Source organism: Desnuesiella massiliensis (assembly GCF_001403615.1).
GTDB lineage: Bacteria > Bacillota > Clostridia > Clostridiales > Clostridiaceae > Desnuesiella > Desnuesiella massiliensis.
In genome coordinates this window covers 1,564,127-1,587,686 of the sequence record NZ_LN879457.1, presented here as the reverse complement: position 1 = coordinate 1,587,686, position 23,560 = coordinate 1,564,127, and the positions used below count along the sequence as shown (strand labels likewise).

Here is a 23,560-nt window from a genome sequence, read left to right as displayed (position 1 = left end):
GATAAAATGATTTATTTTAATAATGAGAGAGTAGAGGTTAAGAAATTTCCTAATGGTGAATCTCTGATTTATAGTGAAAATTTAAAGTTAAGAAATGATGATAATGAGATTAGGCTTTATTTTGAGAATGATGAAGATATAACTCAGTTAATATTTTTGAAAAGTCATTTAGATGAATTAAGGATAAAATGCAATTTAATATTTCCCTATATGCCATACAGCAGGATGGACAGGACCGAGGGCATGACTGTTTTTACATTAAAGCATTTGTGTAAGCTAATTAATAATTTGAACTTCGAAAGTGTAACTATCTATGAGCCACATTCAGAGGTATCAACTGCATTATTAGATAGAGTTAAGGTAGTGAATATGTCTAAAATATTAGCTGAGAAGTTCTTGAAAGAATTGGATGATGGAAAAGAAGAGGTATATTTAGTTTATCCCGATGCAGGTGCAGCCAAGAGATATGGGAAAGAAATAGGCTATGAAAAGATTCTAACCGCAAGTAAAGAACGAGACTTTAAAACAGGATTTATTAAGAAGTTAGAGATTAATGGAGATGTGGAAAGTAAAAGCTTTAGGGCCATTATAGTGGATGATTTATGTTCAAAGGGCGGCACTTTTATGCTTACAGCTTCTAAGCTAAAGGAAATGGGGGCAATGGAAATATATCTAGTAGTTACCCATTGTGAGAATACAGTTTTTCAAGGTGAGCTATTAACTAGTGATTTAATAACGGGAATATATACAACCAATAGTATTTTAAGTAAAGACCATGAAAAAATTAAGGTGTATGAAATTTAAGGAGGGTATTTATTATGAAAAAACTATTAGTAATTATTGATTATCAAAAGGACTTTGTAGATGGAACGCTAGGATTTGAAAAAGCAGTAACCTTAGAACAAGGTATATATGATAAGGTTAATAAATATCTAAAAAATGGTGATAAGGTATTGTTTACTTACGATACTCATTATGAAGAATATTTACAAACTAGAGAGGGTAAAAACTTACCAGTATTACATTGTATCAAAGGTACTGATGGCCATAAGCTATATGGAAAAATAAACGATTTTTCAAACCTAGAAAATACAATGCATTATGAAAAAAAGGGCTTTGGTATATCTCCAGAGGATATGCTTCAAATAGCTAATGAAGTAGGAGAGGACATTAAGGAAATTGAGTTAGTTGGGGTTGTTACAAATATATGCGTAATTAGCAACATGGTATTGTTTCAGTCTCAATACAGAAATGCTAATATCATAGTGGATGCAAGCCTTTGTGCCAGCTTTGATGACTCTTTGCATGAAAAGGCATTAGATGTAATTGAAGGTTTACAGGGAAAAGTAATTAATAGGGGGAACTTATTATGATAAACCCATTTTTATTAACGGATTTTTATAAAACAATTCATCATAGGTGTTATGCACCGGGAATGACTAAATTAGTAAGCTATTGGACCCCGAGAATGTCTAGAAAAGATGATATGGATAAGGTTGTTATGTTTGGACTACAGCCTTTTATAAAGAAGTATTTAATTCAGTACTTTAATGAAAACTTCTTCCAAAAGGATAAGGAAAAGGTGGTTTCTGAGTATAAAAGAATTATCTCTAAAACTATGGGAGATATGGCAGCAGATACAAAGCATATTGAAGCTTTGCACCACTTAGGATATTTGCCAATACAAATTAAGGCTGTAGCAGAGGGGTCAAGAGTAAACATTAAAACCCCAATGATTGAAATTACTAATACACAGGACGATTTTGCCTGGCTGGTGAATTATTTAGAAACCTTTATGAGCTGTAATATATGGCAGCCAATGACAAGTGCTACTATTGCATATAGGTACAGGGAAATAATAGAAAAGTATTTTAATCTTACTGTAGAAAATGGGGATATAAGAAAAGCTTGTGGAGATTTTAGTATGAGAGGTTTTAGCTCTGTGGAAAGTGCAGAACTTAGTGGTGCAGCACACCTGCTTTCATTTCTAGGAACCGCAACTATACCTGCAATTAGCTATTTAGAGGAATATTATAATTGCAATATAGAAGAGGAAATAGTTGGACTAGGAACACCTTCTACAGAACACAGTGTAATGTGCAGTTATGGAGAAGATGAGTTTTCAGCCTACAAGAGATTGATCACTGAAGTATTTCCAAGTGGAGTTTTGAGCATAGTATCTGACACCTATGATTATTGGAATGTTATAACAGATATACTTCCAAGGTTGAAAGAAGATATTATAAATAGAGATGGAAAGATTGTTATTAGAGGCGACAGTGGAGATCCAGTAAAAATAATTTGTGGAGATAAGAATGCAGCAAAAGATAGTGAGGAATATAAGGGGACTGTTGAATTACTGTGGGATATATTTGGCGGGGAAATCAATTCAAAAGGATATAAGGTTTTAAATAGTAAAATAGGAACGATTTACGGAGATAGTATAACCGTGGAAAGATGTGAAGAGATTTGTAAGGGGTTAGAGGAAAAGGGTTTTGCAGTAAATAACTGTGTGTTTGGTATAGGTTCATACACCTACCAATATAATACTAGAGATACTTTTGGATTTGCCTTAAAGGCTACTCATGCAGTAATAGATGGTGAAGAAAAGTTTATCTTCAAGGCTCCTAAAACGGATAAAGATAACTTTAAAAAGTCGCAAAAGGGAATGTGTTATGTATATAGAGAGGGACAGGATATTTTATATAAAGATGAACTAACCTTAAGGGAGCAGGCAGAATGCAAGGATAATCTGTTAGAGATTGTATTTAAGGATGGTAAACTTATAAAAGATTATTCGCTATCTGAAGTAAGAGATAGATTGCATGGTAGCTTCTAATAACATTTTAGGATAATATAAGAAATTATTTTTAAATTTCAAGGAGGTGCAGAGCATGAGAAAAGATTTCAACGGAGACATGGTATGTAAAAATATTATAAATTGGATTAGAGAATATTTTAAAGCCCAACCTAACGCTAAGGGCGCTATTATTGGAATTAGTGGTGGAAAGGATAGTTCGGTAGCGGCCAAGTTATTAGTTGAAGCCTTAGGAAAAGAAAGAGTATTTGGTGTCTTAATGCCAAATGGTATTCAGAAGGATATAGACGACAGCTTAAGGGTTGTAGACATTCTTGGAATTGATTATAAAATAGTTAATATAGAAAAAGCATACAATGGATTATTAGAGAGTATTCAAGAGAACAGTTTATCCATTGATGCTAAAATCAATATTCCTCCGAGGCTCCGAATGACTACCTTGTATGCACTTGGAGCTAATATGCACTATAGAGTATGTGGTACGGGAAATAAGTCAGAAGGCTTTGTAGGATATACAACAAAATGGGGGGATAATGCTTTTGACTTTAACCCTATAGGAGACCTAACTACTGAAGAGGTTATGGCAGTAGGAGAGGCTTTAGGATTACCTTATGAATTGGTTCATAAAACTCCAAGTGATGGGTTAAGTGGGCAATCTGATGAGGAAAAGCTAGGCTTTTCCTATAAACAAATTAATGAATATATAGAAAATGGGAGCTGTGGTGATAAAGAAATAGATGAGAAAATTAAGTTGAAGAATGAGTATAATAAACACAAGAGCAGCTTGCCACTAAAGTATGAGCAGCTATAAGATAAGAAGTTCACTGGTTATTTTTTAATATATCTATGACTAAGGGAAGCATTTGTATAGTGCTTCCTTTTAAAAAAGTCTGTATTATAATAGTTATGGATACCGCTTATCTATAGTTGTCTTATTCTTTTAATTCTCTATTAGGTCATCCAAAGATATTCCTCGGTTATTTTTAGGTTGGTTAAGGGCATGAATATTAGCAGTTTCTATGTTGTTTAAAGATTTTCAATTTGCCAATCAATAGGCTCCTTGCCTATGGATGTAAGAAATTTATTAACCTTAGAAAATGGCTTGCTTCCTAAGAAGCCTCTATGGGCAGATAGCGGGCTTGGATGAGGAGATTTTATTATGTAATGTTTTGAATTATTTATTATACTAAGCTTTGATTGAGCATTGCTACCCCATAATATAAAAACGATAGGATCTTCCCTATAGTTTAATAAGCTAATTACGCTGTCAGTAAAGTATTCCCAGCCTATGTTTTTATGAGAATTTGCTTCGCCAGCTCTAACGGTTAATACAGTATTGAGCAGCATAACTCCTTGATCGGCCCATTTTTTTAAGTAACCATTATTGGGAATATAACAGCCTAAATCACTGTTGAGCTCTTTATATATATTCATAAGAGAAGGTGGAGATGGTACACCAGGCTTTACAGAAAAACTCAAACCATGTGCCTGATTAGGACCATGATATGGATCCTGACCTAATATAACTACTTTTACATCCTTATACTGTGTATAGTGTAGAGCGTTAAATATATCATACATATCTGGATATATAGTTTTTGTTCTATATTCATTTATTAAAAACTTTCTAAGCTTTAAGTAATAATCCTTTTTAAATTCATTCTCTAATAAATTTTGCCAGTCATTCTTTAATATTTGCATAAATATCACCCTAATATATTATACCATAAATATAATCAATATATTATGACTAAATGGCCTCCCTATAAAAATGTAAACTTTGTTAAAAGAAGGGAACATTCATAGAGTTGATTTATGTAAATCTATGGATGTTCCTTAATTCAATGTTTTCTAGCACATAACAACAATTCTATATGGTGTGGTTTGAGCTGGTATGCTCTTTGTTGTAGCGCCATATATAACAATTAAATTTCGATTTTCAAGACTTCCAGTAAAGGCTTGCCCGTTTTCTAGTACTATTTGAGTACGTGGAGCAATGTTTAATTTTAAACTACCATCACTGCTTATCAGTTGCCTATTAAAATAGTCTACTTTCACATTTTGATTTGGAGTATCTCTTGCCATAACAATTGCTTGTAATTGTGGCGGAAAGATTAAGGGAGTTGGTGCATTTGCATCATAAAATCCAGTTACCCTATCTCCTACTGCCATCATTACATGGTCTACAAAGTAAGTAAAGGGGGTTACTACGAAATTTACTATACTGCCATCTTGGATTTGTACAGACATTATTTTATTACATCCTGTTGGTCCTGAAGTACTTACCCAAAAATCATCAATTTTGATGATTGTGCCATGAAAAGATTGAAAAAGTTCCACTTTTTACTCCTCCACATATTTTTCTATTTTATAGTATATGCATTTCGTGGATTCTGTGCTATTTTCATAGCAGATTTATCATTGACGATTGAAATTTCCTCTTATCTTTTGCATGACAGCATCCGCCTGTGCCTGAGTAATAACATCATCATTAACTAATTTGTTTAATGCATCATTATATCTTCCTTCGACAGAATAAGTTTCTATATAAATGCTTAGCTAAGACTTTAGCCCATATTATAGGATAAGTTTGTGACAACAATTTAAACTTTTCTTGACATAGTACTTATATATTTATATTGGCATGCAAATGTATATTTGATATAATTGATAAGAACAAATGTTTGCAAAGGAGAGGTTTTAAAATATGGTTAATATATTAAATATTAACAACATTCCAGATGAATACACCATAGATTTTTTAGGAAAAGCTAATACATCCTATTTAGGTAAGGCAGCGGGCAGTGATAAAGTTTATATAAATATTGACAGAATATTACCAGGGTCTAAAAGTGCTAAATATCACAGTCATACAAAACAAGAAGAGTTTTTCATAATTCTTAGTGGGTATGGAACCTTGAGAATTGATGGGGAAGAACATCTAATAAAGAAAGGGGACTTCGTTGCTAAGCCTGCAGGAAAAGGCATAGCGCATCAATTTATAAATACTGGAGATGATGTTTTAGAGATACTTGACGTTGGCACTAAAGAATATGGTGACATAGCATACTATCCAGATGAAGATGTATACTATTTAAGTGATGAAAATCTTGTTTTTCATGGAAATAGTAAATTAAGCACCTGGGATTCTGAGCCAAATAAATAATTTAAAAAAGAAATATAAGTATAATAATTCATACAAGAGGATTAAATGATGACTGGTCTAGCTTCTTTAAATATATAAGTAAAGAGGCTATCTAAAAGATAAATTCATTTACCCTTTAGATAGCCTCTTTTTTATTTATAACTCCTTTCCAATCCATGTTGCCAGTTCTTCAATCACTTTCTCGTTCCTTCGAAAATAGGTCCACTGACCGATTTTTTTAGACTCAAGTAGGCCAGCTTGTTCAAGCAGACACAAAAACTCGGAGGTGGTAGATTGACATAAACCAGCTTTCTCTCGGATGCTTCCCACACACACTCCTTTATGAAAATCATTGGTTTTAAGGCAGTGAGATTGTTGTGGGAAATTAATATCCGGTTCTTTTAACCAATGTAGTATATTTAATCGGGTTTCGTTTGCTAATGCTTTAAAAATTTTAACCTTATCCATATTTTTATTTTATCTTTTTTTAAAAATATGTCAATTTACTAACTAAAGTAGGTGCTTGACAATTATAGGATAAAGCAATATGATTTATATATCGGAAAAACCCGATTATGCAATGTTTTTATATGAAAGGGTATAAAGGAGTGGATAACGGAATGTTAATAAACAGATTGCTTGTAGGTGAGAGGGTAAAGTTAACTTCTTTTAAAGAGGAATACTTAACTACTTTTGAAGCCTGGTATAATGACACAAGCTTTCTTAGGCTTTATGATGTTGTTTCCGCATTTCCTAAATCTGAAATACAGCTTCAAGAAATGTTATCAGATACAAGAAAATCAGATGACAAATACTTGTTTGCTGTAAAGACTATAGAAGAAGATAAGCTTATAGGGGTAACAGGGTTTGAAAATATATTGTGGAATAATGGTACAGCATGGGTATATATAGGAATAGGCGATGCTGATTTTAGAGGAAAAGGTGTAGGGAGGGAAGCCTTAGCACTTACCATGGAATTTGGATTTCAAGAACTAAATCTTCATAGAATTCAGCTTAATGTCTTATCTTATAATAAACCCGCCATAGCACTTTATGAAAGACTAGGCTTTAAAAGAGAAGGAGTTTACAGAGAATTTATTCATAGAGATGGAAAAAGACATGATATGTATCTATATGGCATTCTACGTAAAGAGTGGCAGGATAATACATACAATTTAATTTAGATAAGGAGCTTTCTTATGCTGACATTTAAACCTATAACTATTGAAGATAAACATATGCTAGATAAGTATTTATGTGATTATAACTTTGCTACTAGCGAATATTCTTTTACTAATTTACTTATATGGAGAAAAGGCTGTGACATTCAATATGCTATATATGAAAATGTGCTTATAATGAAAAAGAGAGATTTTAAAGGCAAATATCACTTTATGCAGCCTGTGGGATATAATAAAGAAAACTTAAAAAAAGTGATTGAAACATTAAAAGAATATAAAAAAGAAAATGATATGGAATATCTTTTTAAGGATGTAGAAAAGTCCTTTATAGAGGATCTTAAGGATATATATGGTGATAAGGCCTGTATAAAAGAAGATATAGATAATTTTGATTATATATATTCAAGTGAAAAGCTTATAAGTTTATCTGGTAAAAAACTCCACGGTAAGAAAAATCATTATAATTATTTTGTAAAGAATTATAATTATGTTGTAAAAGATTTTTCAGAGCCTGGAGTAAAAAAAGACTGTATTAAAATAGCACAAAAATGGCATGATGAAAACAATACTGGTTATAGTTATCTAACTTATGAATTAGAAGGCATAAAAGAAATTTTAAATTATGCTGACAAGCTGAATTTAAAAGGTATGGCAGTTTATGTTGATAATAAAATCTCTTCTTTTACTATTGGTGAATGTGTCAGTGATGACATGGCTATAGTTCATATTGAAAAAGGTATAGGAGATATAAATGGAATATATACCTTCACAAATAAGACCTTTGTAGAAAGATATTTCAGCGAAGTAAAATATATTAATAGAGAGCAAGATCTAGGCATTGAAGGCTTAAGAAAAGCCAAAAAGTCCTATCATCCAATAAAACTTGAAGAGAAATATTGTGTAAATGTATAATTAGGCATGGTAAAAAAATAACTAGTCAAAGATGGGTCGTATATTTTGCGTAAGAGAAGGACACAGGTTCCATTAATAGTGGATGCAGTATTACGCAAAATAGACGAGTAGACTGACTAGTTATTTTTTTGGAGATGCCTTAAACAATAAACAGAATCCATTCTTAGAATGTTGGGCTAAGAATGGATTCTGTTCATAAATTAAAATAATATTTCCTGTCCGCGTTTATTAATGATTACTATATCAATATCAAAATTTTTTAACCTTTCAGCAAAGCTTTGTGTAATCTTAGGGTTATCCCCAAAATGCATGGGGATAAATAATTTGGGAAATAAATTTTCAATAAAGTATTGCCCCCCTAAATAATAGTACTCTTCAAGTCTATGATCTACAGGAAAAAAGGCTATGTCTATTTTTTCATCCCTAAGCCTTTGTATTTGGGCTTTAAAGGCTTTAGACATTTCAACATTATATTCTTCGCTTTCATCCTTCCAATGCCACCAATTTAGATCCCCAGCATGGAAGATATTTATCCCATCTACCTTTACAAGAAATGATATACCTATATCTGTTGAACCATATGCTTTTATAAAGATTTGATCATATTGAATGCTATCTCCTTCTGAAATTAGCCTATGTTCAGGATAAGTATCCTTAATTTCTATATCACTGCTTAAAATATATTGTATATCAGGATTTACATTTCTCCAATTAAATATAAAGGGGTTAAAGTGATCTTCATGACCATGAGAAACAAAGACACAAATAGATTTTTCTGTGCTAAAAATTTCTTCAGGAATTACACCATCCCTTAGCCTTCTGCTTTTGCTGTCACTGCTGTTATTAAAATAATCAAATATTAAAATATGAGAATTTGTTTCCACTATGAAGCCGTCATGATACAAATAATGAATTTTAGCTTTATTCATAACAGGTTCCATCCTTATAAAATAATATTACAGGTGCCTTGGAAGAATTTCTGTCCAATACCCATCTGGATCAGCTATAAAGTATATACCCATTTCTTTATTTTCATAACATATGCATCCCATATTTTTATGATGCCCATAAGCCGCATCAAAATCATCTACTCTTAGGGCTAAGTGAATTTCGTTATCCCCTAAATTATAAGCTTCCTTTCTGTCTCTTAACCAAGTGAGTTCAAGCTGGTGATTGGTAACACCATCCTTTAGATATACTAAAATAAAACTGCCATCTGGATGATTATATCTTTTAGCTTCCTCGAAGCCTAAGGCTTCTTTATAAAATTTAAGACTTTTTTCAAGGTCTAAGACATTAATATTGTTGTGGTCAAAAGTAAATTTCATTTACAACACCCCTCCGTGCAATAAGTTTAGATTATAATAACCATTATAAAGCTTTTTACAAGTAAAAACTATTCAAAGATTAATATAAAGAACTTTATTAAAGAAAGTATATCAAGATAGAAATTATATTTTGACATAATCTTTTTTTATTTTAAAAATGTACTGAAATAGAAAAGTAAAATATATTTTTATATTTATAGAATTATATTGACATTATATGATTTGGTTGTTAAGATTTATTTAGATAAATATAAAAATAGATATTATATAATTAATTCTATTTTTGACCTAAATTGAATTGTTAATTATTAAAAGGTTCTTGAGGAGGTATAAAGATGAATTTTACAGAGATTATTCCTAATATGGTCAGTGGCTTTGAAATCAAAGGAGGATCCATAGTACTGCTAAATTTTTTGGGGGAAAATGAAGATCTAGCTATACTAGATAAATTTGCATTAGAAATTGCAAAGGTTGGTGGGGTACCAATTAGATGGCAACAATCCAGGGAACTAATTAAAACCTACTTCACAGAGGTATCACAAGAATATTTAGATTTTCCAGACAAATATTTTGGAGTTTTTAAATTAGCAGATGTTGTCATTGATATCTTTATGTATGGACCAGCTCCCCATAAGGATTTTCCTAAGGATAAATTTCCGTTGTATGGTGCATATATGAGAAAGCTATTTGGAGCGCTCACAGAAGGAAAGGATTTATTTATTCAAGTCAGGGTACCCACAGAAGAGAATGCTATGGCGGAAGATATAGATTATGAAATTTATAAAGAAGCAATGTATAATGCGTTGACCATTGATTTTAAAAAGCTCAAAGAAGAATGTACAGACCTTATAAATAAGCTGAAGTCCAAGAATAAGGTTACAATATACAGTGAGGATGATAAGGTGCTTACTTTTAATTTAGAGAATAGATCCTGGCATAAGGATGACGGCACAGGAGATATTCCTTGCGGAGAGGTATTTATCGCTCCAGTAGAAGAAAGTGCAGAAGGAGAAATATCGATTCCTCAAGTTATTTTTCAAAGAAGAAGGCTTACTAATGTGCTGCTAGAATTTAAAGCTGGTAAGTTAATAGGCTGTTCCTCTAAGGAGCTTATGGAATTTATAAATCAATTTCCAGGTGATAAGGATATGATTGCAGAGTTTGGAATTGGATTAAATGAAAATATTAAAGGATTAATAGGTTGCACAGTCATTGATGAAAAATGCAAAGGAACTGCTCATATAGCCATAGGAATGAATAATATGTTTGGAGGAAAGAATTCCTCACAGCTTCATATGGATTTTATATTTACACCAATTAAAATTGAATTAGATAATGAAATTTTAATGGATGGCGCTAAAATAGTATTGTAAATGAATATAAGATAGTTAAAAATGATTAAAATTAGGAGGACTTAAAAATGACAGCCTGTGAACAATTAAAAGAGGAATATCTAAAAGAGATTACAACGCTAATTAATACATGGAAAGAAAATTCTTCTAGGTTAGGGAAAGAAGGAGCGAAAGACGAAGCCATTTTAGAGACTATAAAGGTAAATGTGGGAGATATATTTTATAAGATGTTTAATATAAGCTATAATAATTCTTGTAAGAAGGTTGAAGCTGATCATGTGGAACTCAATAAGCTTTCAAAAGCATACCTTGCCTTCTTTGATAAAATACCAGCTCCTTGGAAGGAAAAAATGGTTAAAGATAAGCAGTTTAACATGATGGAGGAATATTACAAGGAGGAAATTAAGCTAGCTACAGCAGATAAGCTTAAAAATTTATTTATAGAATATTATCATAGATTTTATAAGGAGATATAAATGGAAAAGGATTGTATAAAAATTTTTAAATGCCTTGCGGATAAATCAAGATTACTTATTATAAACAACTTAATGGAAAGTCCTATGTATGTTGAACTATTATCGGAAAGATTGAATTTAGCACCTTCTACCATATCCTTTCATTTAAAAAAGTTAGAAGAAGTAAAATTAGTTTATTCTGTTAAGGAACAGTATTATGTAGTATACCATCTGAATGATGACATACTTTCATTAAGCCTAAAGGATTTAATCAATGTGGGAGAAAGGGAGAAGGATATACAAGTTGAAAGAGAAGAGCAATATAAAGATAGTGTTATAGCTGCCTTTTTTCAATATGGGAAGCTAAAATCCATTCCGGTTCAACAAAAGAAAAGAAAAATTGTGCTTGAAGAAATTGCAAAGAAATTTGAAACTGGTAAGTCCTATGCAGAAAGAGAGGTTAACATAATTATTGCTGATTTCCACGATGACTTTTGTACAATCAGAAGGGAGATGGTGGCCTTTAATATACTTAAAAGAGAGAATAGTATCTATACATTAGTAAAGAATGATAAAATTTAATCTTAAGATTTTTTAAGAATTTTTTAAGGAGAATATTAATATTTATCCTTTATACTGAATCTATAATTGAACTTTAGGAGGGTTTAGTATGAAATGGATAAAATTTTTGATAGAGTATTTTAAGTCTCCAAGGACTGTTGGGGCCATAGCTCCTAGTTCTGATAAATTAGCAGAAAATATGATTAATGATATAGATTTTCAAAGTGCAAAGTGTATTGTAGAATATGGACCAGGTACAGGAGTGTTTACTGACAAGCTTCTTAAAAATAAAGAAAAGAATACTATATTGATATTAATTGAATATAATGAAGAGTTTTACAGACAATTAATTGAGAAATATGCTGACTATGATAATATATTAATAATAAATGATTCTGCTGAAAATATAGATAAATATTTAGAAGGATATAATATTGAAAAAGTTGATTATATAGTTTCTGGATTGCCTTTTGCAAGTTTACCTAAGAACGTTTCTAATAAAATATTGAAGAAAGCCGGAAGCATATTAAGAAAAGATGGATTATTTATTACATTTCAATATACCCTATTAAAAAAGGAGTATATTTCTAATTACTTTAAACGTATTGATTATAAAAAGGTATGGCTCAATTTACCACCAGCTTATGTTTTAAAATGCCGAATATCTTAATCCGAAAGGAGTTTTAATATGACGAGCAAAATCCTTATAGTGGACGATGATGAAGAGATAAGAAAGGTGACAGGTATATATTTAGAAAATGAAGGCTTTGAAATATTGAAGGCAGAAAATGGATATGAAGCACTGAAGATTATTAAAGAAAGTGGAGTTGACCTAGTACTTCTTGATATAATGATGCCTGGAATTGATGGTATAGAGGTATGCATGAAGATTAGAGAAAATAACTTGATGCCTATCATTTTTTTATCAGCAAAGGCAGAAGACCTAGATAAAATTCATGGATTAACTTCTGGTGCTGATGATTATATTACCAAGCCTTTTAATGCCATGGAGCTTATAGCTAGGGTTAAATCTCAACTTAGACGCTACACAAGATATAGCAATACTCAAAGTATATCTAAGAATATAATGGAAATAGGCAATTTAACTATAAATATAGATACTAGGCTCGTATATGTAGGAGGAAAAGAAGTTAGGCTTACCCCTAAAGAGTTCGATATCTTAGAGCTTTTAGCAAGGAATAAGGGGATAGTTTTCAGCATAGAAAAGATTTACGAAAGGGTATGGGGAGAAGAATTTTATAAATCGGATAATACGGTGATGGTTCATATAACTAAGATAAGAGAAAAGCTTGAGGAAGATCCTAAACATCCCATGTATATTAAAACCATATGGGGAGTTGGTTACAAAATATGAAAAGAGTTCCATCAATCAGTAAAATAAGTATTAAGCTATTATTAGTTGTTGTAGTAAGCTTTTTCACATCAATATTCATTATGTCAGAGATTCAGCCTTATATAAAAAACCTTTATTTTTTTCCTAACTTATACAAGAGTATTCATGCATCTATCATATCAGGATTGCTAATATATATTATAGGAATTGCCTCCTTTGTTTTAATTTTTGTTTTGATTATAAATAGAGAGATAAAGTATATCAAATATATTTCAAAGCAGGTTAAAAAAATTGCAAATGAGGATTTTGGGGCTACAATTGAGATTAGAGGTAAGGATGAACTTGCTGAATTATGTGAAAATATAAATATTATGTCAAGAGAGTTAAAAAGTAAATTTGAAAAAGAAAGAGAAATTGAAAAAATTAAAACTGAATTTATCACTAATGTTTCTCATGACTTAAGAACACCGCTTACTTCAATAATAGGATATATGGATTTCTTAAAAAATGAAAAATTTAAAAGTGAAAAAGAGGAAAAAGAATATATAAATTCAGCATACAATCTATCTAATAAACTAAAAAGTCTTATAGACCAACTATTTGAATTTACAAAACTATCAGATAGCGAAGTAAAATTAGACCTTATAGAAGCGGATATATGCGCTATTTTAAATCAGATTTTAGGAGAATACGCACCAATCTTGGATGAAAAGGATCTGAAGATTGTAGCTGATATACCTGAAAATGAATTGATTATAAAAATAGATGTAGAAAAAATTGTTAGAGTATTTGAAAATATTTTAAATAATGCAGAAAAATATAGTTATAAACCTTCTGAAGTAATTGTTAATTTAGAGAGTAAGGATGGAGCAGTTATAATAAGTTTTTCTAATAAATGTCATCATATTTCTAAGGATAATATAAACAAAATGTTCGAAAGATTTTATAGGAATGATATTTCCAGGTCTAATAATGTGCCTGGCTCTGGGTTAGGATTAGCTATTTCTAAAAAGATAATTGAGCTTCATGGTGGAGAGATATGGGCTGAAAGCAATAAAGAGATAATTAGTTTTAACGTTAAGCTGAAACTGAACAAATAGTTAATTAAATAAAAAGTAAGCAGGCTATGGTAAACTTTATTAAGATATAATAGTTACCATAGTATTTTTTTATTAAAATATGATAGTATTAATCATAAAGATTGTAAGGAGTGGATTACACTGAGTTATAAGTTCAATGCTATAATAAAAAACCATGGAGATAAAGATGCTACCTTTGTTGAAATTCCCTTTGATGTCGAAAAGGAGTTTGGTGCAAAGAGAGTAAAGGTAAAAGCTTATTTTGATGGAGCTGAGTATAGAGGATCTATAGTGAAAATGGGAATGCCTTGTTATATATTAGGGATAACAAAAGAGCTAAGAAATAAAATAGGTAAAGGACCTGGGGATACAATTCTAGTGGAAATAGAAAAAGATGAAGAGGATCGCATTATAGAATTACCAGAAGATTTTAAGAATGAACTAGAAAAAAATAAGGCGGCACTAGAATTTTATGAAAGTCTATCTTATTCAAACCAACGCAAATACTTTCAATGGATAACCTCAGCTAAGAAAGCAGAAACTAGAGAAAAGCGTATACAGGAGGCTATTATTAAATTAGAAGATGGTATAAAGATTTAAAATAAATTAGTATGTTTATATACCTCATTACTCTATGCAGGTTTTGTGCATAGAGTAATGATATAGAAGCTCTTGTAGGACAATGAGATAATTTAATAGTAATAAAGGAGAGTATCTTTTAGAAGGATATCTCCTTTATTTTTTATAGCTACAATTGACTGCAAATATAACTCGAAAATTTATTGAGATAGAATGAAAAAATACATATTATTTACAGCATAATGATATAATATTATAACAATACAATATAAGGTTATAATGGGAGAAATAGTATATGGGATTATATAATTTTGGGTTAAGGATGCTTAAAGCTGATTTAAAACGCTGTGTTTTATATGTAATATCAATAATTTTTTCTACAGCAGTGATATTTAACTTTTTTAATATAATGTTTAACAGTAATTTCAGCGTAATTGATAGTAATTATTCAATGATATATAAAATGGAGGCGTTAGGGATTATTTTCATAGCCATACTTTTTGTATTTTTCTGCAACTCTTATTTTATTATGGGTAAGGCGAAAGGGCTATCTATAGTAAGCTTGAGTGGCATATCTATATATAGATTAATAGAGCTGTTGCTTTATCAGACCTTTATAATTATGATAATAGCTCTCCCCTTAGGGTTATTAATAGGTATAAGTATAATGCCAACATTTATTTTGATGATGTACAAAATATTAGGAATAAGCGATAGCGTGTGGATATTTTCTATGCAAGGATTCGTATGTACCATAGCAGTCATAGCTATGGAAGTTTTCTTTCTAGTTTTAGTAAATGCGGGATATGCATATAAAAAGGATATTAAAGACCTACTTGCTGTAGAGAAGCAACTATATACACCTGACAAAAAAAGTTTTAAATTTGCAGTTATGTACTTAATTATATATTTAATACCAATACTTTTAGTGCCGGCAAATTTAGGTGAGGATAGTATTTTTTTTATTTTTCTTGTGATAACCATAGGAGTATATGGAGCACAAGGAGTTATACAATACTATATTCCATATAAAATAGGGAACATAAAGAAGAAAAAATATATTAGTCATAAGCTGAAATTAATATCCTTTAGCAATTTAAATTATTCATTAAGAAAAACTAATTTTTTAGTAATAATCCTCGCCATATCCAGTGTCTTATTCATTAGCCTTATAGGAAGCTATAGTAAGGTTTCTCAGCTAAAAGCCATGAGTATGTTCTCTTATGTAGTTATTATGATATTTATGTCATTGATTATCATATATAAAGTCATAATTGAAGCAGTAAATAGAAAAAAGTCCTTTAAACAACTTAATATATTAGGCTATAGCGAGGAGCAGATTAAAAAAATAATTAGAGAAGAAATAGAAATGTTTTATTGTATAACTATAGGCGTTCCATTGGTACACATACTGGTGTTACTAATTACTTATGGAAAGATAGGTATTATTTCAATAGCATCAGCTTTAGTGTTGCTAGGTATATTTATAATTACATTTGTAGTGACAGCAATAATAACTTATAGAGCATATAAAAAGTTAATATTGGGGTCTTTATAAGGGGGATTACTATGAAAGAGATAGTATTAGCAAAGGACATAATTAAAATTTATGGTTATAAAAGTAAGGGTAAAGCTTTAGATGGTGTAAGCTTAACTGTGTATGAGGGTGACTATATATGTATAATGGGACCATCTGGTTCCGGCAAGTCAACACTTTTAAATGTATTATCTACCATAGACATGCCAACGAAAGGTGTAGTAGAAATTGACAAGGTAAATATACTTAAAATAAATGAATTTGATCTTGGAAGGTTTAGATATGAGAGGTTAGGATTTATTTTTCAAGAGTTTAATCTTATAGATTCTTTAACTATAAGAGAAAATATTGGTGTACCTTTAGCCTTAGCTGATAAAGCAGAGAGTGAAATAAATAAAAAAGTAGAGAATATGGCGGAAAAGCTTAGTATTTCTGAAATATTAGATAAATTTCCAGTGGAATGCTCAGGAGGGGAAAGTCAGAGAGCTGCAGCAGCAAGAGCCTTAATTACAGAGCCTAAAATGATAGTTGCAGATGAGCCTACAGGAAATTTAGATACAAAGAATTCTCATGAACTATTAAAGCTACTTAAGGAGCTTAATGAAAAAGAAGGCATAACCATAATAATGGTTACTCATGATTCAATGATAGCAAGCTACGCTAAAAAGCTTTTATTTTTAAGGGATGGAAAGATAGATGAGACTATAGAGAGAGGAGATTTAACCCAGAAAGAGTTTTTTTATAAAATTGTAGAGATTACCTCAAAAGAATCACAAAATTTATTTGAAAGTATTATAAAATAAAAACTTTTAAAAATACAGTATAAGTATCTATTGACAGCATATAATAATATTGATATTATATAGAAAAATTAAATTATAATGCGTTGATGAGGAGGAGTAGTCACTACCCTGAAATAAAGAGAAGGAATGTTGGTGGAAATTTCCTATGATGGATGTGATGAAGGTAGCCTTGGAGCAATAAACCGAAATCTTCTGAGAGAGTAGGCTTTATCGGAGTTCTCACCGTTAAAAGAGAGGTAGTATCGGCATGGATGCCCGTACTATTAAGAGAGTGTACATTTGTACAAAGTTAGGTGGTACCACGGAGATTCACCCTTCGTCCTATTATATTAGGACGAAGGGTTTTTTATTTATAATAAATATTTATATAACACTGTTAAAGAATATTTTATTTGCAACCAGGGCGCCAAGGTATGGAAATAGATATTAATTTTATTATTAGGAGGTATAAATTATGCTAAATAGAAAATATAACCCAATAGAATCAGAAAAAAAATGGCAGCTGCATTGGAGAGACTTAAATATATATAAATATGATTTTAAAAGTGAAAAAGAAACCTTTTCTATAGATACACCACCGCCTACAGTAAGTGGAAGTCTTCATATAGGACATATATTCTCTTATACTCAAGCGGAAATGATAGCAAGGTTTCAAAGGATGCAGGGGAAAAATGTATTCTATCCCTTCGGCTTTGATGATAATGGATTACCAACAGAAAGACTTGTAGAAAAGGAAGAGAATATAAGAGCAGTAGATATGCCAAGGGAGGAATTTATTGAGAGATGTCTATCTATAACCAAGGGATATGAAGATGAATTTAGAGAACTTTGGCTATCTATGGGTTTTAGCGTAGATTGGGAGCTTCAATATGAAACGATAAATTCAAGGATAGAAAAAGTATCTCAAAAATCCTTTATAGAAATGGCAAAGGCTGATAAAGCTTATATAAAAGAATCGCCGGTTTTATGGTGCACCACCTGCCAAACCTCTATAGCTCAGGCTAAGCTTGAAACTATAGATAAAGAGACGACTTTTAATTATGTGCCATTTTTAGTAGAGGGGGAAGAATTGCTGGTTGCTACAACAAGACCAGAGCTACTTTATGGATGTGTATGTCTATTTATAAACCCAGAGGATAGCAGATATTTAAGGTATATAGGGAAGAAGGCCTTAGTTCCTTTGTATAACTATGAAATACCAATATTATCAGATGAAAAGGTAAGCTTAGACAAGGGCACAGGGGTTGTAATGTGTGCAACCTTTGGAGATACAACAGATGTTGAGTGGTATGAGAAGCATAAGCTTCCTTATAGGAAAGTTATTGAAGCTAATGGTAAAATAGCCTCTCAGGTTCCATTAATAGGAGATTTAAAGGTTTTAAATGCAAGGGAAAAGATAATAGAACTTTTAAAAGAAAGTAATTTATTAAGAAAAAGTGAAGTAATAACTCATACGGTTTCTGTTCATGAAAGGTGTGGAAAGGCAGTAGAAATAATGCCCTCTAAGCAATGGTATTTTGATATATTGAGTAATAGGGAGCAATATTTAAAAGCTGCAGACGAAATAAACTGGTATCCAGCCTCAATGAAAAATCGATATAAAACCTGGGTAGAGAATCTTAAATGGGATTGGTGCATATCAAGGCAGAGATATTTTGGAATACCTTTTCCTGTTTGGTACTGCGATGAATGTGGAAGTACCATATTGGCTAAAGAGGAGGAGCTACCCATAAATCCTATGGAGAAGAAGCCTTCATTAAGCTGCAGCTGCGGTAGTATAAAATTTACTCCAGAAACAGCTGTGCTTGATACCTGGGCAACCTCCTCTTTAACTCCCTTAATAAATGGGAAATGGGGTACTGAAGAGGATATGTGTAAGAAAATCCTTCCTATGAGTATGAGAACGCAAGCTCATGAGATTATAAGGACCTGGGCTTTTTATACAATTGTAAGAAGTTTATTTCATACAGGAACTATCCCTTGGAAAGATATTATGGTATGTGGATTTGTTTTAGCTAAGAAGGGAGAAAAAATAAGCAAGTCAAAGAATAACTCATCCTTATCTCCTAAGACATTGGTAGAAAAATATTCAGCAGATGCTATAAGATACTGGGCAGCCTCCGCAAAGCTTGGAACGGACACTATGTTTTCTGAAGATGAACTAAGAACGTCAAAAAGGTTTTTAACAAAGCTTTGGAATGCCTCAAGCTTTTGTATAATGCAGCTTCAGGATTATAAAGGAGAAGAAATAAAAGAAATTATGCCCATTGATAAATGGATACTTGAAAAATTGAGAGTGGTAGAAGCTAAAGCAATAGAATATTTAAACCGGTACGAAGTAGGTCTTGCAAAACATGAGATAGATGATTTCTTTTGGAATGATTTCTGTGATAATTATGTTGAAATAGTAAAGGATAGACTGTACAAACCAGAAATACATGGAGTTAAAGAAAGGCTGTCAGCTCAATGTACTTTGTATAATGTACTTTTAGAGCTTTTAAAGCTATATGCAATATATGTACCTCATATTACAGAAGAGATCTATCAATCATATTTTATAACCTTTGAGAAGCTAGAATCCATCCATATGCTGCAATGGAGTGCAAAACATCAATGTGAGGATGAAGATATCTTATGTTTTGGAGAAACCATTAAAGATATGGTAGGAGAGGTGAGAAAATATAAATCAGAAAAAAATCTTTCACTAAAAGAGAGCTTAGATAGCATCATTATAAATATACCAGAAAATCAAAATCGCTATTTAGAAAAGACTTTAAAGGATATCAAGGCTTGTACTTGGGCTGATAATATTAAGATTAATATAAGCAAAGACTATGGTATTGAAATTATATAGAGCTAAAAAGATAGAATAGAGCAGTTCCAATGGAGCTGCTCTACAATTTTTAAATAATTATTTTGTTATAGCAGCACCAATAGCTGTTACAAATTCTGAATGATTAGGTATATGGAATTTTACAGGGAACATGGTTTCAAATAGATTAAAAATACTTCTAGCTTGAGGTATTTTTGATAAATTTCCTGTAAGAACTATATCTTTTATTGAGCAAATATTAGTAGCAAATACCGCTAGCATTCCTATAGATTGAAGCACAAGATTTATTATGCCCAAGGCTATATCCTCTTTTGAAGCTAGGTCATTGAGTTTTCCAAAGTTCGCCATAGTAGTTTCAGGTAGAAAGCCTTCTATATTGTTTGTATGTACATCACCTATGGTTAAATCTACATTGCTAAGATTGCCTTGTTCAGCAATGGTAACTAGGTCGTTGAAGTTACGGATATTTAGCATTTTATAAGACAAACCTAGCAGTGTTCCACCTCCAATGCCTGTACCTCCTATATGAACCACATCATTTCCGCTAGCTTTCACTATGGCAGTACCAGTTCCCATGCTTACAACAATAGCTTCCTTTAAGCCGCTAAGATAAAGTCCACCCAGACCTATAGCTTTAAACTCATCTACCTTAATGGCAGGAATGCCATGGATTAAATCCTTTAGATGGGAGGAACCTACACCAGTAAGCATTATTCTCTCTATGTTAGGAAGAGTGAGATTATTCATATTTAAAAATTTCCCTAAGGCTCCGTATACAGAAGCTAAAGGATCATCTGCTTTTACTAATAAGGGACTAAATATTTCATTATTGTAAATACCCACCACCTTTGTAGTGCTTCCGCCTATATCTATACCTATAATCTTATTCATTCAAATCCAGCTCCTTTACTTAAGGTATCTTCACAAAATAGAGTTTTCTTAATTTGTAGTATATACCTTTATTTGTATTTTGAATATATTTTTTGTACATAAAATGAAAGATAGATATATATTTATAGTTAAATTTCTATGGTAATTATCTATAAATTACTATACAATTTTTTTATAGTACAAAAATCATAGTAAAACTAAATATATGTATTAAAGGAGAAAAACTGAAATGAATGATAGAGTTATAAGATTTGGTGTTATAGGAACAAATAATATTACACAATGGTTTTTGCAAGGTGCTGCTAATGTGAAGGAGTTTGTTTTAACAGCAGTTTATTCAAGAAGTGAAGAAAAAGGAAAAGCTTTTGCAGAGAAATATAATGTAAAGAATATTTTTACAGATTTAGAGGAGATGGCTAAAAGTGATGTCATTGATGCAGTTTATATTGCATCTCCTAATGCTCTTCATGCGGAGCAGACAATTTTATTCTTAAACCATAAAAAACACGTGTTATGTGAAAAGGCTTTTGCTTCCAATGTAAAAGAGGTTCAAAAAATGATAGAAACCGCTAAAAAGAATAATGTTATTTTGATGGAAGCTATGAAGACGGAAGAGACTCCTACCTTCAAAGCAGTTAAAGAAAATTTACATAGAATAGGTAAGGTGAGAAGATACTTTGGATGTTATTGTCAATATTCTTCAAGATACGATAAATATAAAGAAGGCGTAATTTTAAACGCTTTTAAGCCTGAGTTATCTAATGGTGCTTTAATGGATATAGGGGTTTATTGTATTCATCCTATGGTAAATTTATTTGGCAAACCAAAGGAAATAAAAGCAAATGCCATAATGCTTGCCTCTGGGGTGGATGGAGAAGGAAGCATATTGTTTAAATATGAGGACATGGATGGAATAGCTATATATTCAAAGATAACCAATTCAAATTTATCTTCTGAAATACAAGGAGAAGATGGAAACATAATAATTGAGAAAATCAATAAATTTGAAAAAGCAAAGATAATATTTAGAGATGGAAGAGAAGAAGATTTGTCTCAAGCTCATATTGAAGAGGATATGTGCTATGAAATAGAAAAGTTTATAGCCTTAATAAAGGAAGATGATACGGATTCTAGTTATAACTCTCTCCAAATTTCTCAGTGGGTAATGGAGATCATGGATGAGGTAAGAAAACAGATAGGCTTAGTTTTCCCAGCAGATAATAAAGAGAACTAATAAAATATAAATGTTGAAGGCATCCTATTTTAATAAAAGGATGCCTTATATCATAGCTTGTTTATTACCCAACTTGTAGTTCAGTAGCTTTTAAATTTTTAGTTATATCTTTTTTTCTTAAGTCTTTATATAAGTTAATCATATAATATGCTGTTATCAGAGCAGCCGCCGCATCTGAAATTGGAGTGCTTAACCAAATTCCCTTTACTCCATACCATTTAGGAAGAAATATAATCAAAGGTATTAGTATTATAACTTGTCTTAAAAGCGCAAGAAACATGGAAACCCATGCTTTCCCCATAGCTTGAAAGGTGTTTGAAATAGTCATTTGGATGCCTATTATAGGAAGCGTTAAGGTTACCAACCTAATTCCCTCGGTAGTTATTTGGAGCAGACTTTCGTTGTCCTTATCAAATATATGAATTATTTGCTGAGGGAAAAGTTGAATTATACAAAAAGCCAATACCATAAGCAATGTAGCGCCTAAAGAAGATAAGGTTATAGCTTTCTTTACTCTATCATAATTTTTAGCACCATAGTTGTATCCTATGATTGGCTGCGCACCTTGATTTATGCCGAATATGGGAGTGATAAATATTAGTATTATGCTATTAATGATGCTGTAAGCAGCTATGTACGTATAATCGCCATATTGAGATAAGTTTACATTATATAGTAATTGAACTACGCTTGCAGCAATATTCATTGCAAAGGGAGACATTCCAATGGAAAGTATACTTAAAACTATTTTAATATTTACTCTTATATTGGATGGCTTAAGCTTCACAATACTTCTGGAACTTGTAAAGTGATATAGAACCCAAATAGTACTTATTATCTGAGATATAACAGTAGCATAGGCTGCCCCTTTAACACCCATATTAAAATAGAATATAAATATAGGATCTAATATAGTATTTACCACCGCACCAATAAGCATGGTATACATAGAAAGCTTTGGATTGCCTTCTGCGGCAATTGAACGGTTCAAGCCTATACTTAAATTTTGCACTATGGTACCTACTAGGATAATGTGCAGATAATCCTTTGCATAAGGAAGGGTAACTTCATTTCCGCCAAAGGCTATTAATATTGGATTAATAAATATGAGTCCTAAAATAGTAAGAATAAAAGCAAAAAAAAGCACTAAAATAAAAGCGTTGCCAAGAATTTTCTCAGCTTTAGCTTTGTCTCCTTTTCCCAGAGCTATTGATATACGAGCAGCAGTACCCATACTAACAAACATACCAAAGGCATTGGTGATAGTCATAACGGGATAGGCTACACCTACTCCAGATAATGCAATAGCACCTAAATATCTACCTATAAAAATTCTATCTACAATATTATAGGTAGATTGAACCAACATACCCACAATAGCAGGTAATGAAAATTTTAGAAGCAGGCTTAAAATGCTATCCTCTTCTAATTGCTTATTTTTCATTTGTATCTCTCCTTAACATAAAATAAATGTTATAATAAAAGCGGCTGATTTAAA

At 31.4% G+C, this 23,560-nt stretch carries 25 protein-coding genes and 1 other annotated feature; of the genes, 18 read left to right on the top strand and 7 right to left on the bottom strand.

The genetic code is table 11. The features are described from left to right. Positions 1 to 6: 6 nt before the first annotated feature. From BN2665_RS25370 to nadE, 4 genes are read left to right on the top strand one after another with little or no spacing between them, the layout of a single operon-like run. The gene (locus BN2665_RS25370) at positions 7 to 804 is read left to right on the top strand and encodes a ribose-phosphate diphosphokinase (protein ID WP_055669864.1); all 798 of its coding nucleotides are present in this window, start codon (positions 7 to 9) and stop codon (positions 802 to 804) included. 14 nt (positions 805 to 818) lie between these two features. Next, the gene (locus BN2665_RS25365) at positions 819 to 1,373 is read left to right on the top strand and encodes a cysteine hydrolase family protein (protein ID WP_055669863.1); all 555 of its coding nucleotides are present in this window, start codon (positions 819 to 821) and stop codon (positions 1,371 to 1,373) included. Then, the gene (locus tag BN2665_RS25360; RefSeq protein WP_055669862.1) at positions 1,370 to 2,839 is read left to right on the top strand and encodes a nicotinate phosphoribosyltransferase; all 1,470 of its coding nucleotides are present in this window, start codon (positions 1,370 to 1,372) and stop codon (positions 2,837 to 2,839) included. The genes BN2665_RS25365 and BN2665_RS25360 overlap by 4 nt, the downstream gene beginning before the upstream one ends. Before the next feature lie 55 nt (positions 2,840 to 2,894). Further along, positions 2,895 to 3,629, top strand: a complete 735-nt coding sequence (gene nadE / locus BN2665_RS25355) for an NAD(+) synthase (RefSeq protein WP_082436015.1) — start codon at positions 2,895 to 2,897, stop codon at positions 3,627 to 3,629. A 215-nt stretch (positions 3,630 to 3,844) separates the two neighbouring features. Here the strand turns inward: nadE and BN2665_RS25350 are convergent, their stop codons facing one another. Together BN2665_RS25350 and BN2665_RS25345 are read right to left on the bottom strand one after the other, a co-directional pair. Then, positions 3,845 to 4,519, bottom strand: a complete 675-nt coding sequence (locus tag BN2665_RS25350) for a uracil-DNA glycosylase (RefSeq protein WP_055669861.1) — start codon at positions 4,517 to 4,519, stop codon at positions 3,845 to 3,847. 150 nt (positions 4,520 to 4,669) lie between these two features. Beyond that, a complete protein-coding gene (locus BN2665_RS25345) occupies positions 4,670 to 5,158 on the bottom strand; it encodes a hypothetical protein (protein WP_055669860.1) in 489 nt (162 codons plus the stop codon). A 367-nt stretch (positions 5,159 to 5,525) separates the two neighbouring features. Between BN2665_RS25345 and BN2665_RS25340 the strand changes: the two genes are divergently transcribed. Further along, positions 5,526 to 5,984, top strand: coding sequence for a cupin domain-containing protein (locus tag BN2665_RS25340; RefSeq protein ID WP_055669859.1), 459 nt, complete (start codon positions 5,526 to 5,528; stop codon positions 5,982 to 5,984). A 135-nt stretch (positions 5,985 to 6,119) separates the two neighbouring features. Here BN2665_RS25340 and BN2665_RS25335 read toward each other — a convergent pair whose 3' ends face one another. Beyond that, the gene (locus tag BN2665_RS25335; protein WP_055669858.1) at positions 6,120 to 6,431 is read right to left on the bottom strand and encodes an ArsR/SmtB family transcription factor; all 312 of its coding nucleotides are present in this window, start codon (positions 6,429 to 6,431) and stop codon (positions 6,120 to 6,122) included. 152 nt (positions 6,432 to 6,583) lie between these two features. Between BN2665_RS25335 and BN2665_RS25330 the strand changes: the two genes are divergently transcribed. Both BN2665_RS25330 and BN2665_RS25325 read left to right on the top strand, forming a co-directional pair. Beyond that, complete coding sequence (locus tag BN2665_RS25330) at positions 6,584 to 7,147, top strand: GNAT family N-acetyltransferase (protein WP_055669857.1); 564 nt, start codon at positions 6,584 to 6,586, stop codon at positions 7,145 to 7,147. 15 nt (positions 7,148 to 7,162) lie between these two features. Beyond that, positions 7,163 to 8,056 carry a DUF2156 domain-containing protein gene (locus tag BN2665_RS25325; RefSeq protein WP_055669856.1) on the top strand — a complete coding sequence of 298 codons (894 nt, stop codon included), beginning with the start codon at positions 7,163 to 7,165 and terminating at the stop codon, positions 8,054 to 8,056. A gap of 200 nt (positions 8,057 to 8,256) precedes the next feature. Here the strand turns inward: BN2665_RS25325 and BN2665_RS25320 are convergent, their stop codons facing one another. Together BN2665_RS25320 and BN2665_RS25315 are read right to left on the bottom strand one after the other, a co-directional pair. Then, positions 8,257 to 8,985 carry an MBL fold metallo-hydrolase gene (locus BN2665_RS25320; protein WP_055669855.1) on the bottom strand — a complete coding sequence of 243 codons (729 nt, stop codon included), beginning with the start codon at positions 8,983 to 8,985 and terminating at the stop codon, positions 8,257 to 8,259. Between the two features lie 27 nt (positions 8,986 to 9,012). Next, a complete protein-coding gene (locus tag BN2665_RS25315) occupies positions 9,013 to 9,384 on the bottom strand; it encodes a VOC family protein (RefSeq protein ID WP_055669854.1) in 372 nt (123 codons plus the stop codon). Positions 9,385 to 9,719: 335 nt separating this feature from the next. On the opposite strand from BN2665_RS25315, the gene BN2665_RS25310 reads away from it, so the two are divergent. The 10 genes from BN2665_RS25310 (at position 9,720) to BN2665_RS25265 (ending at position 19,958) form a co-directional block, all read left to right on the top strand. After that, a complete protein-coding gene (locus tag BN2665_RS25310; protein WP_055669853.1) occupies positions 9,720 to 10,757 on the top strand; it encodes an aminopeptidase in 1,038 nt (345 codons plus the stop codon). Positions 10,758 to 10,804: 47 nt separating this feature from the next. Next, complete coding sequence (locus BN2665_RS25305; RefSeq protein WP_055669852.1) at positions 10,805 to 11,212, top strand: hypothetical protein; 408 nt, start codon at positions 10,805 to 10,807, stop codon at positions 11,210 to 11,212. After that, positions 11,213 to 11,773: a DUF2087 domain-containing protein gene (locus BN2665_RS25300; protein ID WP_055669851.1), complete on the top strand. Its 561-nt coding sequence runs from the start codon at positions 11,213 to 11,215 to the stop codon at positions 11,771 to 11,773. 88 nt (positions 11,774 to 11,861) lie between these two features. Further along, positions 11,862 to 12,422 carry a class I SAM-dependent methyltransferase gene (locus tag BN2665_RS25295; RefSeq protein ID WP_055669850.1) on the top strand — a complete coding sequence of 187 codons (561 nt, stop codon included), beginning with the start codon at positions 11,862 to 11,864 and terminating at the stop codon, positions 12,420 to 12,422. A gap of 18 nt (positions 12,423 to 12,440) precedes the next feature. Continuing rightward, the gene (locus BN2665_RS25290; RefSeq protein ID WP_055669849.1) at positions 12,441 to 13,127 is read left to right on the top strand and encodes a response regulator transcription factor; all 687 of its coding nucleotides are present in this window, start codon (positions 12,441 to 12,443) and stop codon (positions 13,125 to 13,127) included. Further along, the gene (locus tag BN2665_RS25285) at positions 13,124 to 14,206 is read left to right on the top strand and encodes a sensor histidine kinase (RefSeq protein ID WP_074042405.1); all 1,083 of its coding nucleotides are present in this window, start codon (positions 13,124 to 13,126) and stop codon (positions 14,204 to 14,206) included. Before BN2665_RS25290 ends, BN2665_RS25285 begins: the two co-directional genes overlap by 4 nt. A gap of 63 nt (positions 14,207 to 14,269) precedes the next feature. Further along, entirely contained in the window at positions 14,270 to 14,785 is a 516-nt protein-coding gene (locus BN2665_RS25280; RefSeq protein WP_341452808.1) for a YdeI/OmpD-associated family protein, read from the top strand. 274 nt (positions 14,786 to 15,059) lie between these two features. Further along, the gene (locus BN2665_RS25275) at positions 15,060 to 16,322 is read left to right on the top strand and encodes a hypothetical protein (RefSeq protein WP_055669847.1); all 1,263 of its coding nucleotides are present in this window, start codon (positions 15,060 to 15,062) and stop codon (positions 16,320 to 16,322) included. Between the two features lie 11 nt (positions 16,323 to 16,333). Continuing rightward, positions 16,334 to 17,104, top strand: a complete 771-nt coding sequence (locus tag BN2665_RS25270; RefSeq protein ID WP_055669846.1) for an ABC transporter ATP-binding protein — start codon at positions 16,334 to 16,336, stop codon at positions 17,102 to 17,104. Positions 17,105 to 17,178: 74 nt separating this feature from the next. Further along, positions 17,179 to 17,431: a binding site (T-box leader), on the top strand. A gap of 127 nt (positions 17,432 to 17,558) precedes the next feature. Then, positions 17,559 to 19,958: a valine--tRNA ligase gene (locus BN2665_RS25265; protein ID WP_055669845.1), complete on the top strand. Its 2,400-nt coding sequence runs from the start codon at positions 17,559 to 17,561 to the stop codon at positions 19,956 to 19,958. 57 nt (positions 19,959 to 20,015) lie between these two features. Here BN2665_RS25265 and coaW read toward each other — a convergent pair whose 3' ends face one another. Beyond that, entirely contained in the window at positions 20,016 to 20,828 is an 813-nt protein-coding gene (gene coaW, locus BN2665_RS25260; RefSeq protein ID WP_055669844.1) for a type II pantothenate kinase, read from the bottom strand. Between the two features lie 229 nt (positions 20,829 to 21,057). On the opposite strand from coaW, the gene BN2665_RS25255 reads away from it, so the two are divergent. Further along, positions 21,058 to 22,062 (top strand): Gfo/Idh/MocA family protein, encoded by a 1,005-nt coding sequence (locus tag BN2665_RS25255; RefSeq protein ID WP_055669843.1) that lies wholly within the window; start codon positions 21,058 to 21,060, stop codon positions 22,060 to 22,062. Between the two features lie 64 nt (positions 22,063 to 22,126). On the opposite strand, the gene BN2665_RS25250 is transcribed toward BN2665_RS25255, so the two are convergent. Further along, the gene (locus BN2665_RS25250) at positions 22,127 to 23,506 is read right to left on the bottom strand and encodes an MATE family efflux transporter (protein WP_055669842.1); all 1,380 of its coding nucleotides are present in this window, start codon (positions 23,504 to 23,506) and stop codon (positions 22,127 to 22,129) included. Positions 23,507 to 23,560 lie beyond the last annotated feature (54 nt).